The organism is Exiguobacterium sp. QJM3NY_9 (genome assembly GCF_056173545.1).
In genome coordinates this window covers 1,551,870-1,564,888 of record NZ_CM149679.1, presented here as the reverse complement: position 1 = coordinate 1,564,888, position 13,019 = coordinate 1,551,870, and the positions used below count along the sequence as shown (strand labels likewise).

The following is a 13,019-nucleotide window of genomic DNA, read 5'->3' as shown; positions in this document are numbered from 1 at the left end:
TGAACCGGTTCGGTATATGACCGGTAAGAACTATAAAAATTGTGCCCTGCCCTCTCCTGGAACCTTTTGATGAGGGCAGTTTTCTAATGACTCCAATTACTTCTTTCATCACGATGCCGAATACTTGATTTATCCTTCGAGAGGAGCACCGCGATCATGAACAACTGGCAAATCTGGATGGACCATTATGGGTATCTCGGTGTCTTTCTCGCCCTGTTCGCCCACTTTATCCCGACCGAACTGATCATGAGTTATGCCGGCTTTTTAGTGGCGACGAATCAGCTCTCCTACGTTTTGATGCTTGCGACGGGCGTCATCGGATTCGTCCTGTCGCAACTCGTTTTGTATGGTCTCGGCTACTTCGGCGGTGAACGGCTGCTGCATGTGCTGACGAAGTGGCTTCACGTACGTCCGGACCGTTTGCAACGCGCCGAACACAACTTACGCCAGTATGGTGGCTGGTACCTGCTCTTGTCCCCGCTCTGGAAAACGGTTTTTGCGTTTGGTGCCGGGACGGTCCGGATTCGCTTGACGACATTTTTACTTTCAACGGCACTGTCCTTTACGGTCTGGTCCTTGCTTTTCATGACGAGCGGTTACTATCTAAAGGAACGCTGGGATCTCGTTGCGACATTTGCCATGAAACACGTCTCTTGGATTGTCGTGTTCGTCGTTCTTTCTGTTCTCGTGATTCGTTACTTCATGCGGAAAAAGGAATAACGCTTCAGCCGATTGATTTTTGAAAGACCCAGTAATTTTGTCCTAAAAAGTTCAGGACCGTATAGAGTACCATCCCGACAAGAATCGCTCCCGTCCCACCGAATGTCGGGAAGAGGACCAGAATGAGGGTCAGACTGAGCCGGTAAGCGATGAAATAGCTGACGACGACGACCGTCAAAAATTTCAGCCAGTACCGGGGACCCCCTGCCTTGACGGCGAACGTGTACCGGCGATTGAGGACATAACTGACGACGACACCGGACGCGTTGCCGAGTGCCGTTGCGACCCAGTACCCGGTCTGTAATCCGTGGTACAACAAAAAGGTCACGCCGAGACCGACGAACGTGTTCACTAGACCCACCAGTAAAAACCGGAGGATTTTCCCGCTCATTCGAGTGTCTCCTCGACCGCATATTGCGGACGTCGTTTGACTTCACTATAGATTTTTCCGATATACTCTCCGATTAAGCCAATCCCGAACAGTTGTAAGCCACCGATGAACCAAATCGACATCATCAACGACGTCCAGCCACTCATCGTCTCGCCCTCGAACCGACGATAGAAGGCATAAATCACGAAGACGCCTGAGACGACGAGCATGATGAGCGATAAGAGGAACAAAAGTTTAATCGGACGGACGCTGAACGACGTGATCCCGTCCCAGGCAAGTCCTAACATCTTCCCGAGCGGATATTTCGATTCGCCGGCCAGGCGCTCGGACCGTGTATAGGAGACGCTCGACGAGTGAAACCCGAGCGTCGGAACGAGTCCCCGTAAAAAAAGGTTACGTTCCGGATAACGACTGAGTGCTTCAACGGCACGGGCACTCATCAGCCGAAAATCCGCATGGTTGTAAATCGTCTCGACACCGAGCCAGCTTTCGATCCGATAAAAGGTTTGAGCCGACGTCCGTTTGAACCAAGAGTCACTTGTCCGGTCCGTCCGGACGCCGTAGACGATGTCGTCCCCTGCTTGAAAACAGTCTAAAAAACGTTCAATCGTTTCGACGTCGTCCTGTAAATCGGCGTCGATCGAGACAAGACAGTCCGCCTGTCGGTAACTTTCGAGAAGACCTGCGAGTAAGGCATGTTGATGCCCGACGTTATGGGCGAGCTTACATCCTTTAAAGCGGCGATCGTTTTGATGGATTGATTGAATCATGGCCCAGGTGGCGTCGTTACTGCCATCATCGACGAGGACGATGAACGACTCTCCTGAAATCAATTGTCGGACTTGCCACGTATCGAAGTACGCTGTCAACGTGTCGACGGTTCCGGGTAAGGCGTCGACTTCGTTGTAACACGGGATGACGAGTGCCAGTGTCGGGAGCGACATATCTAGTTCCTCCTTTAAGGGGTGACACGATACAGATGAATGATCCAAGCCGACTGCGCGTCGCGGAATGTTTTTTCTTCGACCCATCCGAGCGCCGCCGCATTGTCGACTTTAACGGCGGAAATGACATAATCACCGCCCATCTGTTTGAGTTGGCGGCTATCGACGTGAAGGGACTGGATGGTTTTCGGGTGCGCTTTCGTATAGTCGTATTGCTTTCCGAGTTCGTGTGAGAAAAGATAGACGCGGTTGCCCCAGTGGTCATAGTATTTTCTCAGTTCGGCGTCGCGTTCCAATTCGCCGGCGATGATTTTCCGGAAGGCCTTTTTATACGTCAGTGGATAAAAATTGACGTAGCCGTCAATCGTCCGCATGCCATTGTACTGGGCAATCGCCGGATGCATGCCGAGCGAGACGACGGCATAACGATTTGTCGGACGACCGATATAGGTTTTAATCGCTGCAAATTGCCGTTCGGCGTAAAAGGCTGCATAACTCAGTTGCTGACGGTAGATGACTTCCGGATTCCAGAGAATCAGGACAATCGTTTGCATCAAGACGCCCGTCAAAACGACTTTCCGTAAACCTTGCTGCCACAGCCAGTCGAGTGCCAAGGCAAACAAGACATACCAAATCATCGGCTGAATGAAATGAAAGCGGGCGAAATTGAAGGTCTGTAAGAGATGCACCCGTTCCTTAAGCGGATTCCAACCGACATAAAACCAGAAGGCATACCAAAGTGACAAGGCAAGTAGAAAGACGGTCAACCGCTTTATCAATCGGCTAGGCTCTTTCTTTAGCAAAATCAGGACGAGAACGCTTAGGACAAAGAGTAAGATGATGGGTGTCTGTGCCGCTTCTGCATGCGTATGCCCGAATAAGAGATGTTTTCCGAACAAGCGGATTGTGCGCAAAACGCCATTGTGTCCAAGTTCGAACTGATCGCGGCTCGTCGCCTCCCCCGCCCATAACATCGAGTAGACGAGTCGGTATTCAATCACTACGTACAGGATCGTCTGACCAAGTACGGCAAGCCAGAATAAGAGATGCAAGGTCCGCTTGCGCCACTCAAGGAAAAGACTGACGCCGGCTAAAACGGCTAAGAAAAAGACGATCCCCAGGACGAAACTTGAGTAAAACGGCACGAGCAGCAGCGTCAGAAGACTGACGCCGATTCGCTTGCTGTGCCAAAGATTGAGATAGGCCCACAGTAACAGCGGCATCCCAAGCGTACTGAGCATCCCGGACGGCCAAAACGGTGTCCACGCGAACAGGACGGCAACCCCAATCAGTAGAAAGCGTGGCAGCTGAAGCGACAGATGGTCGCGGAGTAAAAGATACATGCCTAGAAAAGCGAACATTCGGACAAGGAATTGACTGATGATATATGCCGCAAAGGGAGGGAATGCTTGATAGAGCCAAATGATTCCCGTCCACTCACTAACGAAGGCATTCCGGGACACGACACCGCCAAGCAAGTTCGGGACCGTCGCGTCAAGACCGGCATAGACGGTTTGCGAGTCGACTAAGTTTTTATACCAGACGACGTTCGAGTCCAAGTTATCGTGGATCCGGACGTGCGCATCTTGTCCGAGTAGCAGGAGTGGTGCAAGGTAACAAACCGTCAGTGCCAGTCCGAGCCAAATCCACTTCCCTTCATCACGATTCATTGGAGACACTTCCTTCAATTCGAATCGAGATTTGTTTAATCAAGATTGCGACGAATAAGATGAACGGGAAGAATTGGAGTGGGAACAAAAATAATAACAACGTCGCCGTGACGAAAGGTTGTTTCAAAATGACGGTACAGCTCGCAGCAACGGCGACGGCGACGAGTAACCCGGGTGTATACGGAAACAAGACAGCAAACGCGAAGCCGATGGAGGTACTCGAGAAAATCGCCGGAAAGATTTTCCCGCCCCGCCATCCGAATGAAAAACAGATATTCGTCAGCAAAGCTTTTCCGAGCGCAAGCAAGACTAAAAAGAGAATGGATTGATCGAGCGCTTCTTTTGAGAAGTCTAATAGTTCATGTTCACCGGAAAATAAAAAATACGGTGACCAGATACCAAACAAACCGATGGCGAGTCCGGCGCTGATCGCGAGTCCGAGCGGTGATGGATATTTGATTGCAAGCTGGTCCGTCCATCGACCAAGAAGAAGAAACACTGCTCCGAAACCTGCCCCGATGAGGATTGCCGGGACTAAGAAGTAAAGGACTTCCCGCGTCCAATTGACTTCTGGGGTACTGATACCGAATACGGAAGCACTCGGGAAGAGGCGATTCAACAACGTAAACGCTAAAATCCCGCATGCTGTCGTAATCCCGTACAAGAGGGCTTTCGTCAGTTTTGATTGAAAACGACGTTCTGCGATTCCCTCTTCGATCGCTTCACTGACACCGACGAATGGTGCATAAAATATCGTCGCTAACATCGCCCCGATCCCGAGTTCAAGCAATTGTTCCTTTTTATGAATCGTCCACGTCATCCGGTCGCCGATCCACGTCATCAATCCTCCCAAAATACTGACGAGCGCCGCTTCCGGACCAAGACTTGCCCCGAACGTCAAGACAAGTAGTGCCGCGCTACTGTTTTTGATAATCGCCCCTTCATACGTAACCCGTCCTGTTTCCTGAAATTCATGTAACGTTTCGTGCATCGTCTTCGGATAATCCCCGATGTATTTCTGGAACAGTCCAATCAACACCCCACCCGTCGCTCCCATCCAAAGCGGGTACCAGGTGCTGTCAAACGTTTCCGGTAATGTCGTCCACACGAGATGAATCAATGCGTTGACGACGCCTAAAAAAAGTGACGCGACTACACCGACGAGAATCCCGAGTAAGCAACTGTAGAAGATAAAAACCAGATTGAACTTCACATCATTCCCCTCCTCCTTTAGACCTCATTTCGGCTTCCGTTTCGTTTGATGAAATTCTTTTAACGCCCGATTGAAGTTGGCAATGACGGCACTGAGGACCCCGATGCCAAGCAACACGTAGACCATCGAAAAGATTTTTCCGAGTGGCGTGATCGGATGAACGTCACCATAGCCGACCGTCGTCAATGTCATGACCGCTAAGTAGACGGAATCGAGATACGTCAATTTTTCGACGCTATGATAGAAGAACATTCCGACCGCGAGTAAGAAGACGACGGAAAACATGACCGCTTTCTGTTCTTCTTGGCGAAACAGGATTCGGACGACATGAAACATGTTTCGCATCAATATGAAAAAGGCAATCATCGAATCAGTCCTTTAATTGGAATGGAAGTTCATCAAGATTGAATGACCGGTTGCTGAACCAGCTGGATTGACGCAACCGTTCTTCGAGATAACGGTTCAGGACGGCTGCTGCTTGTTCGCCCGTCAAGGCGTTGATGTCCGGGACCTGATTGATCACCAAGTCTGTATCCGCTAATCCATAGTCCGGTAAGCTCGATTCGATTGCCGTCACCTCTTCTTGAGACAGGCGTTTCCCGGTGACCGTCACCGTCAATTGTTCTTTTTGTTCATCATAGGACTGGTCAATCACCACGTTTTCCGCGAACTGCTCATCGATTAACGACGTGATCCCGGTACTGATGACACTTTCCCGGACTAATGTCACGGCAGAAAAAATACTGGGGATCGTAATCAGGATGGACAGGACGGCAAGTGCAATGTTAATGCGAGGGTTTTGACGTTTATTAGCATTCACTGCAGAAGCAATGCCCATGAACCGAATACCGATGAACGTCGCAATCGTGATGAAGCCGCAATTGATGACGAATAAATAACTCGATCCTAAAAAATAGTCCAAATTCATCGTCGCAATCGAATAGCCGACCGTACAAAGAGGCGGCATTAAAGCGGTCGCAATCGCGACACCGGGGACGATGTTATTGCTGACTTTTTTTCGCGCACCGATGATACCGGCCGTCCCGCCGGCAAACGCAATCACGACATCCCAAATCGTCGGTGACGTTCTTGCAATGATCTCATTACTTGCATACGTGATGGGTGAAATGGAAAAGTATAACGTTGCCACAATCAGACTGACGGACACTTGGACAATCAATAATTTCGTCGCACGTTTGAGGAGTGTTAAATCGGATACGGATAATGCAAATCCGACACCTAAAATAGGGGTCATCAACGGCGAGACGAGCATCGCGCCGATGATGATTGGAATGGAGTTCATGTTCAGACCGATTGAGGCAATGAAGATTGAACACATAAGAATAACGGAGTCGCTCGGTGTTACTTTTAAATCGGCATACATCTTATCTTTAAATTCACTCGGCGAATAATGATGATCCATTATTTAATCAACTCCTTTAAAACAAAAGGACAGCTGTCGTGAACGATGCATGATGTTGTTCCATTTAATTAATGGTGATGTGAATGAGGTGCGGCACTCCCCTCGAGTTCACAAAGTAAGGCATCACTATGCTCGTGATTGGCAGTCTCGATTTGAATCGTCGCATGATGGATATGTTGATCTTCAAGCTTATGCTTGATTTCCTGAAGTAACGCCTCCCCTTCAGCAATCGACATGTCCCCGTCCGTGACGACGTGACACGACAGGGCATTCAATCCACTCGTGATCGCCCAGACATGTAAGTCATGGACGTCGTTGACACCCTCTGTCCCTTGAATCGTCGCGGTGATTTCTTCGAGATTGACGTTCTCAGGGACACCTTCCATCAAAATATTGACGGCTGATTTCGTCACGAAGTAACCACTTCGTAAGACGAGCAGCGCTACGATGATACTTGCGAGCGGATCGGCCCAGTTCCAACCGAAAAACATGATGAGCAAGGCTGCGGCAATCGCACCAATCGAGCCGAGCGTGTCACTCAAGACATGGAGATAGGCACCTTTCATGTTCAGGTTTTCTTTGACGTCCCCACCACGTAACATGATCCAAGCGACAAGCAGATTGACGAGAAGACCGATGACACTGACAATCAGCATCCCTGTCGAGGCAATCGACGTCGGCTCTGTAAAACGACGAATCGCTTCATAAAAGATATAGAGCGAAATCCCGATTAAGGCGACACCGTTGATGACGGCAGCCAGGATTTCGAAACGTCTGTAACCAAATGTCTTGCTGCCGCTCGCTGCCCGTTCCCCGAGCTTAAACGCGACGAGCGAAATCGCGAGTGACGCCGAGTCACTTAACATATGTCCGGCGTCAGCGAGAAGTGCCAAACTATTCGTCAAGTATCCGCCAATCACTTCAACGATCATAAATAGTGTGATGATGGAAAAAGCAATCAATAATACACGTTTGTTTCCAGTGTGTGCATGGTCGTGCCCGTGGTCATGTCCCATTTCATTCTCTCCTTTAAAAAGTGTTGTCTGCAATTCGGACAGTCGATTGTCCGTAGATGCACGCGGAAAGGATGAAGCAGCTTCTTGTTTAAAGCAGATTGCAACCCGTTCAATTCCTCGTATATTGCAAGTAGTTCCTATCAAGACCATACCCGAAAAAGTCTGGAAAGAGTCACGTGTTTCCATTTTGTTTGAAAACAAGTCTTCTTTTAAAAGAGAGTGATTAAAACTAATGTTTCATCTACTAATTATTTAAATCCCCATTTACACATAAAAAAGTAAAAAAATTGCAAATTACATGGTACGATATAGGGCATACAGATTAGAAGAAGGTGACCTTGTATGCTTATTTTAGGAATCGGTATCGGTATTCTTATGACCCTCGGATTGATTAAACTCCAAAAAATAAACGAAACGCCTCAGCCGTCAGTCGAACTGATTGGCCACCATACGAAAGATATCGTCTATGTCTTCGAAGTAAAACCCATTCAACGTTTTCGCTACATCAGTCCGTCGCTTGACGAACATCTCGGTGAAGGCATCGTCGCTGCGAGTTACGCCGACCCCGCTGTCTGCTTCGAACGGGTTCATCCGGAAGACTTCGATCTTCTCGTCGCAAAAGCATCGGGAACAGGAAATTACGAGACACCCTTTTTGCAACGGTGGCGGACGAACGAAGGACATTATATTTGGTTCGAAGAATACTCGACCCCGATTTATGAGAATGGACAGCTCGTCGCTATTCAGGGAATCATTCGCAATGTCGAACGGGCGATCTCTGAAAAGCAAAATCTGGAACAACGCTGTCGGACCGATGCTTTGACAGGACTCTATAACCGATATCAATTTGATACTATGGTACGGGAACTCGTGACGTGCGAACATGTTCCGCTCGGCATTCTGTTATTCGATTTAAACGACTTGAAGATTCGAAATGATCATCACGGTCATGCTGCTGGAGATGGTCTACTCAAAATGACGGCTACGATTTTGAAAAATCACAGTCAAAACGTCTACCGCATTGGTGGTGATGAATTTGCACTCATTGAATCGCACTTGTCGTGTGACGAAATGGAGGCAGTCCGCTCAGCTATTCATGCTGAGATGGATGCGTCCCAAATTGCGATTGCCTCTGGTCTCGCGATGGGTGTTGCAGACGACATTCAGCAGCTCATCGCACAAGCTGATTCCGCAATGTATGCCGATAAATCAGCACAAAAACAATTGTCATGAACACGACATCACTCCTTCGGAGGAATTGGAAAAAACAGCTACGGTAGAAAGCACCTTAGCTGTTTTTTGATGTAATTCATGATTGTTTAACTTGTAGGAGAAAAGTGCTTTAAATATACTTGTTGCTTGTTTACTTATTTTTATTAAAGTATTACGGTAATTGAAATTAATAAGTATTTTTGTCGTGCAACGTTCTGTTCGTTTTAATCACTTCCGCCAATCGTTCCAGGCACCGTGACACGGATTGTTCGATGTACTGGATGATTTCGGAATCATCATCGGCATATACCTCTAGTGGTTCTCGTGATAGCGTTACATCGTGTTGAAAGTCGGCTTCTAATTCCGCGATGAGTGTCGGCAGATGGTTTTTAGCATACCCGTCGATTTCAAATGCTGGAATCGTCAGGGGTTCGTTCGTAAGTCCATACTGTTTGATGATCCGTCCATTCAAGCGCTGAAAGTCACGGTAGGATTTTTCTAAATCTGTTTGCCATTGCCCGCGCGAGCTGTACGCGACTTTTTCCAAATAAAAATCCAACCAGACTTGATCAGACATCAAATGACAAAAGTAGCCGAGGTAAAACGGTTCCGCTAATCGTGTTTCATATGTACGCAAAAAGCGGTCCAGGTTAATCCGGTTCTTCCCTGTCTCATCCACGTCCTTGAAATGCGTTTTCCCTTTCGGTACGCCCATCAGACCGTGAATGTCCGGCGCAATCCCACCCAATAGAAAATCACTCCGGGGCTCCGGTTTCAGCTTATCGGCAAGCAATGACGCAATACAATAATGCATGATCCGTGATCCCATATGTCTTCGCTCCTTTTCGTTTAATCGTTCGCGCGCTCATCGATTCGGCGGATGGTGTCAAGGACTGGGCCCGGCCGGTCCAGATGAATCGCGTGACTCGCCTGCTCAACAAAAAGTAGTTTGCTTTGAGTCGACAGGTCGGCCTGTTCGCAAATCAATCGTTCCCATGTGTCCTCAAGCAACCGTAACTCCGCTTCCGGCAACCCCTCTTCGATTCCGCTGTTCACGGCCAGTTCCTTATCGCGTCCGAGCACGGCGAGCGGAAGATCCGCGAGACGACCGCGCCGTTCCAACGTAAGGGCGTCGTCCTGCCACTGTTCGATGGCTGTGGCCATTTCACTGTACAGCAACGGATCGGTTTCGAAGTCGAGCAGCTCTTGTTGGACGTTTATGGGTAACTGTTGTTGCTCCTGCGTCAGTTCCGGCTGGATGGCTTCGCATAAGGCGTGACGTGTCATTTCCGCATAACTTCGGCACTTGTCAAGCCAGACCTGATCGGTCGACAAGGCATCGAGGACCGGTAACGTCAAGGCATCCAGTTGTCGCAAGCGGACGGATGTCGAGTCGACGAGCACGAGTCCGCGTACATGCTCCGGGTAATCGTGTGCCATCTGTTGCGCACACAGCCCTCCGTAAGAATGTCCGACAAGCAGGATCGGTTCCGTGACGCCTATTGTTTGAAGTAACTGTTTGAGTTGCACGGCAACCCCCGCCGTGCCGCGTTCAGTCGTGTTGTCCAATTCATGGCGGTGAATCGAGATGACACGAAACGTTTGTTTTAATGCTTCGATGATCGGATACCATTCGTGATAGCTGCAGCCAAGACCGGGCAGAATGACGAGCGGTCGTCCCGGCGTTTTTGTATCGAAATGAGCCATGACTTTTCCTCTCCTACTTAGATGAATTGTCGAAATAACTTTCTCTTGTTCAATTATTCCATTAATATGGAAATGGGTATACGGTTTATTCATCTAATTGGTGGTGATTGAAATTAAAAATATAACAGCAGTTGTGTTTGATTTAGACGGGACGCTTTTAAATCGGCAGCTGTCCTTAAAAAATTTCATCATTGGACAGTATCAGCGTTTCTTTAACGACTTCCAACCCGTTTCACTGCCGGACTATTCGCGTCACTTCATCACACTGGACAACGATGGGTATGTTTCAAAAGATATCGTGTATCAACAGTTGCTGCAGAAGTTCGAGATTACGACGGTGACGTGGCGTCAATTACTCGACGATTACTTTGTTTCCTTTCCGAACCATTGCCTCGCCTATCCGGGTACGGCGGATATGTTAAAGGCGTTAAGAAAACAAGGTTATCTGATCGGACTGATTTCAAATGGTCTGTCTGATTTTCAGCGTACCACGCTCGAGGCATCCGGGCTGACGCATTATTTCGATCACACCCTCATTTCGGAAGACATCGGAATCAAAAAGCCAGACCCGTTCATTTTCAACTACTTTTTAGAAGAGTGTGCCCTTGACGCACATGCGACCGTCTACATTGGCGACCATCCCGTAAACGACGTCTTCGGTGCGCAGCAAGTCAGGATGAACGTGATTTGGAAAAGAAACGGTTCGGCGCTACTCCCTCCTTGTACGGACTGGATCGACGACTGGGACGAATTAGGCACAGTGCTTCAAAATTAACTTATAGAACAGGAGTGTTTACCATGTCAGAACGACAATACCAAATCCGTCCCTACACGGAACAGGATTTCGAGGCGATTCAACGGTTAAATGCGGCTGAAGGCTGGAGTAATCTCGTCGCCCGTGCTGACGAAACGAAACGCGCCTTCGCGGCGTCGAACGTCACGTACGTCGTCGTCATCGACGGAACCGTTTCCGGCTACATCCGCGGCATGACGGATACGGCGATCACGCTCTACATCTGTGAGCTGTTAATCGCAGACAGTGCCCGCGGACAGGGACTCGGACAAGCCTTGCTCGGACACGTCCACGCCCAGTACCCGGCGACACGGCTCGAGATTCTCGCGAGCGCCTCGTCCCACTCGTTTTACGAACAACTCGGCTATCGTCCGTTTTATGGCTTCCGAAAGACGATCGATGCCACCGTCACAATGCCTCCCACATCGCCTTGAAGACGACCGGATCGACCTTAAAGAAGACACCCAGTTGATGATAGACGACGTAGCCGCCTGCAATCAGCCGCAGGGACACCGTGATGCCGTCGGCTTGCGTCACGCGTAAGATCTTCATTCTGTCGGAATGCATGTAGTCCGCGGCTTCTTTTGGGACTTCTTCGCGGATCATCGCATCACTTTGATACAAGGCATTCAGGAAGGCCCGGTACGGACGGTCGACAGTCACCGGTCGTGCCGTTTCGGTGTCATTCCACTCGTCAAATGTCTGATAGGCGAAGTGTTTAACCGGTTGATCAAGATGTAAATCTTTAAAAAAATCGTTTCCCGTAGTCACCGTAAAACCCGTCTGGCGTTCGAGTAGCCAGACTTTTTTTCTGCCTTCTTCCTCCCCTACGGCAAACAGGCGTACGGACGGCTTGTAACCGTCGACCCGATACAAAGTGACCGGTCCGAGGTTCGAGGCATTTTCGATGACGTCGTCACCTATTTCCTCAAGTGTTGCCGTCACGCGCTCCAGCCGTTCCCCTTGCAGGATACGGACGTCATCCGTCAGAGGTGTCTCCATCGCCAGATACAGCTCCTGCTTGTAGACGAGTCCCGGGAGCATACTGCCCGCGGTCGAATCGCCTTCGACTTGTTTATCCTGCGTCCAGTTCGGAACGACGACGGCACCGTCTGTCCGAACGATTTCTGCCGCAGGTGGTGTCTCTTCCAGTAGCATGCCGCCACCGACCGCCAACAGGAGTGCTGCAACCAGTCCTGTCGCGACTTTACGACCGGAAAAACGCGGACGGCGTGCCCGCTGAACGCCGGCGAGCAATTGACTGCGGACCTGTCCGCGGGGCACATCGATTGAATCCACTGCGCGTTTGACCTGCTCTTTCATTCCGCCCCGCCCCCTTTCACCTGTTTGGTCTGAACCTTTTGAATGGCCCGGTAGAGTGTACTTTTGACCGTACTGACCGGTATTTGCAGGAGATCGGCGACGTGCTGCAGTGTGTAGTCCTCGTAATACCGTAAAAACAGGATGGTCCGTTCCGCTACGGTGAGCACTTCGAGCAGCTCCTGCAAGTAAAGATCATTGACGAGTCGCTCCTCGAAAATAACCGGTTCGGCGACATCCGTTGCCACTGCCGTGTAGTCGACTCGGATTCCTTGGGTTTTCTTTAGCATGTCGAGCGCACAATTGATCGCGATCCGCGTCAACCAGGTTTTGGCGATTGTCGCGTCCAATAACGTATGGCGGTGTTTCCAGGCGCGATAGGCGACTTCCTGCACATTTTCGAGCGCATCCTGGTCATTTTTTAAGTAGAGGTAGGACATCTTGTAAAGATAGGTATCATGACGCGTCAAAAACATCAGAAACGTTTCATCGTCAAACGCGGGTTGCCGCTTGTTTCGCCGACCGATCATCCGCCCGTTCTCCCCTTTCTGTCTGTCACTACCTGTTAGACTGCACAACCGACGGATTTCGTTTCAGCAATTTAAATTTT

15 protein-coding genes are annotated in these 13,019 nt (G+C 49.5%); 4 read left to right on the top strand and 11 right to left on the bottom strand.

What is annotated here, in order from left to right; translation table 11 throughout:
- The first annotated feature begins 156 nt into the window (after positions 1–156).
- Positions 157–720, top strand: a complete 564-nt coding sequence (locus AC0VYQ_RS08120) for a DedA family protein (protein WP_475403360.1) — start codon at positions 157–159, stop codon at positions 718–720.
- A 4-nt stretch (positions 721–724) separates the two neighbouring features.
- On the opposite strand, the gene AC0VYQ_RS08115 is transcribed toward AC0VYQ_RS08120, so the two are convergent.
- From AC0VYQ_RS08115 to AC0VYQ_RS08085, 7 genes are all read right to left on the bottom strand, one after another.
- The gene (locus AC0VYQ_RS08115) at positions 725–1,111 is read right to left on the bottom strand and encodes a GtrA family protein (RefSeq protein WP_475403359.1); all 387 of its coding nucleotides are present in this window, start codon (positions 1,109–1,111) and stop codon (positions 725–727) included.
- On the bottom strand, positions 1,108–2,055 hold the full coding sequence (locus tag AC0VYQ_RS08110) for a glycosyltransferase family 2 protein (RefSeq protein WP_475403358.1): 948 nt from the start codon (positions 2,053–2,055) through the stop codon (positions 1,108–1,110). The genes AC0VYQ_RS08115 and AC0VYQ_RS08110 overlap by 4 nt, the downstream gene beginning before the upstream one ends.
- A gap of 14 nt (positions 2,056–2,069) precedes the next feature.
- A complete protein-coding gene (locus AC0VYQ_RS08105; protein ID WP_475403357.1) occupies positions 2,070–3,725 on the bottom strand; it encodes a DUF6044 family protein in 1,656 nt (551 codons plus the stop codon).
- Entirely contained in the window at positions 3,715–4,938 is a 1,224-nt protein-coding gene (locus AC0VYQ_RS08100; RefSeq protein ID WP_475403356.1) for a chloride channel protein, read from the bottom strand. Before AC0VYQ_RS08100 ends, AC0VYQ_RS08105 begins: the two co-directional genes overlap by 11 nt.
- Positions 4,939–4,962: 24 nt before the next feature.
- Entirely contained in the window at positions 4,963–5,304 is a 342-nt protein-coding gene (locus AC0VYQ_RS08095; RefSeq protein ID WP_088837130.1) for a potassium channel family protein, read from the bottom strand.
- Positions 5,305–5,308: 4 nt separating this feature from the next.
- Positions 5,309–6,361 carry a DUF389 domain-containing protein gene (locus tag AC0VYQ_RS08090; protein WP_475403355.1) on the bottom strand — a complete coding sequence of 351 codons (1,053 nt, stop codon included), beginning with the start codon at positions 6,359–6,361 and terminating at the stop codon, positions 5,309–5,311.
- Positions 6,362–6,429: 68 nt separating this feature from the next.
- Positions 6,430–7,377, bottom strand: a complete 948-nt coding sequence (locus AC0VYQ_RS08085; protein WP_214891772.1) for a cation diffusion facilitator family transporter — start codon at positions 7,375–7,377, stop codon at positions 6,430–6,432.
- Between the two features lie 342 nt (positions 7,378–7,719).
- Between AC0VYQ_RS08085 and AC0VYQ_RS08080 the strand changes: the two genes are divergently transcribed.
- Entirely contained in the window at positions 7,720–8,610 is an 891-nt protein-coding gene (locus AC0VYQ_RS08080; protein ID WP_475403354.1) for a GGDEF domain-containing protein, read from the top strand.
- Positions 8,611–8,776: 166 nt separating this feature from the next.
- On the opposite strand, the gene AC0VYQ_RS08075 is transcribed toward AC0VYQ_RS08080, so the two are convergent.
- Together AC0VYQ_RS08075 and AC0VYQ_RS08070 are read right to left on the bottom strand one after the other, a co-directional pair.
- Complete coding sequence (locus AC0VYQ_RS08075) at positions 8,777–9,418, bottom strand: zinc dependent phospholipase C family protein (protein ID WP_475403353.1); 642 nt, start codon at positions 9,416–9,418, stop codon at positions 8,777–8,779.
- A gap of 20 nt (positions 9,419–9,438) precedes the next feature.
- Positions 9,439–10,296 (bottom strand): alpha/beta hydrolase, encoded by an 858-nt coding sequence (locus AC0VYQ_RS08070; RefSeq protein ID WP_475403352.1) that lies wholly within the window; start codon positions 10,294–10,296, stop codon positions 9,439–9,441.
- 103 nt (positions 10,297–10,399) lie between these two features.
- Here AC0VYQ_RS08070 and AC0VYQ_RS08065 point away from each other — a divergent pair, with 103 nt between their 5' ends.
- Both AC0VYQ_RS08065 and AC0VYQ_RS08060 read left to right on the top strand, forming a co-directional pair.
- Positions 10,400–11,071 carry an HAD family hydrolase gene (locus AC0VYQ_RS08065; RefSeq protein WP_475403351.1) on the top strand — a complete coding sequence of 224 codons (672 nt, stop codon included), beginning with the start codon at positions 10,400–10,402 and terminating at the stop codon, positions 11,069–11,071.
- 23 nt (positions 11,072–11,094) lie between these two features.
- Complete coding sequence (locus tag AC0VYQ_RS08060; RefSeq protein WP_475403350.1) at positions 11,095–11,523, top strand: GNAT family N-acetyltransferase; 429 nt, start codon at positions 11,095–11,097, stop codon at positions 11,521–11,523.
- Here AC0VYQ_RS08060 and AC0VYQ_RS08055 read toward each other — a convergent pair.
- Positions 11,498–12,412 (bottom strand): hypothetical protein, encoded by a 915-nt coding sequence (locus AC0VYQ_RS08055; protein ID WP_475403349.1) that lies wholly within the window; start codon positions 12,410–12,412, stop codon positions 11,498–11,500. The two genes, AC0VYQ_RS08060 and AC0VYQ_RS08055, sit on opposite strands and share 26 nt — an antisense overlap.
- The gene (locus AC0VYQ_RS08050; protein WP_475403348.1) at positions 12,409–12,939 is read right to left on the bottom strand and encodes an RNA polymerase sigma factor; all 531 of its coding nucleotides are present in this window, start codon (positions 12,937–12,939) and stop codon (positions 12,409–12,411) included. The genes AC0VYQ_RS08055 and AC0VYQ_RS08050 overlap by 4 nt, the downstream gene beginning before the upstream one ends.
- Positions 12,940–13,019: the final 80 nt, after the last annotated feature.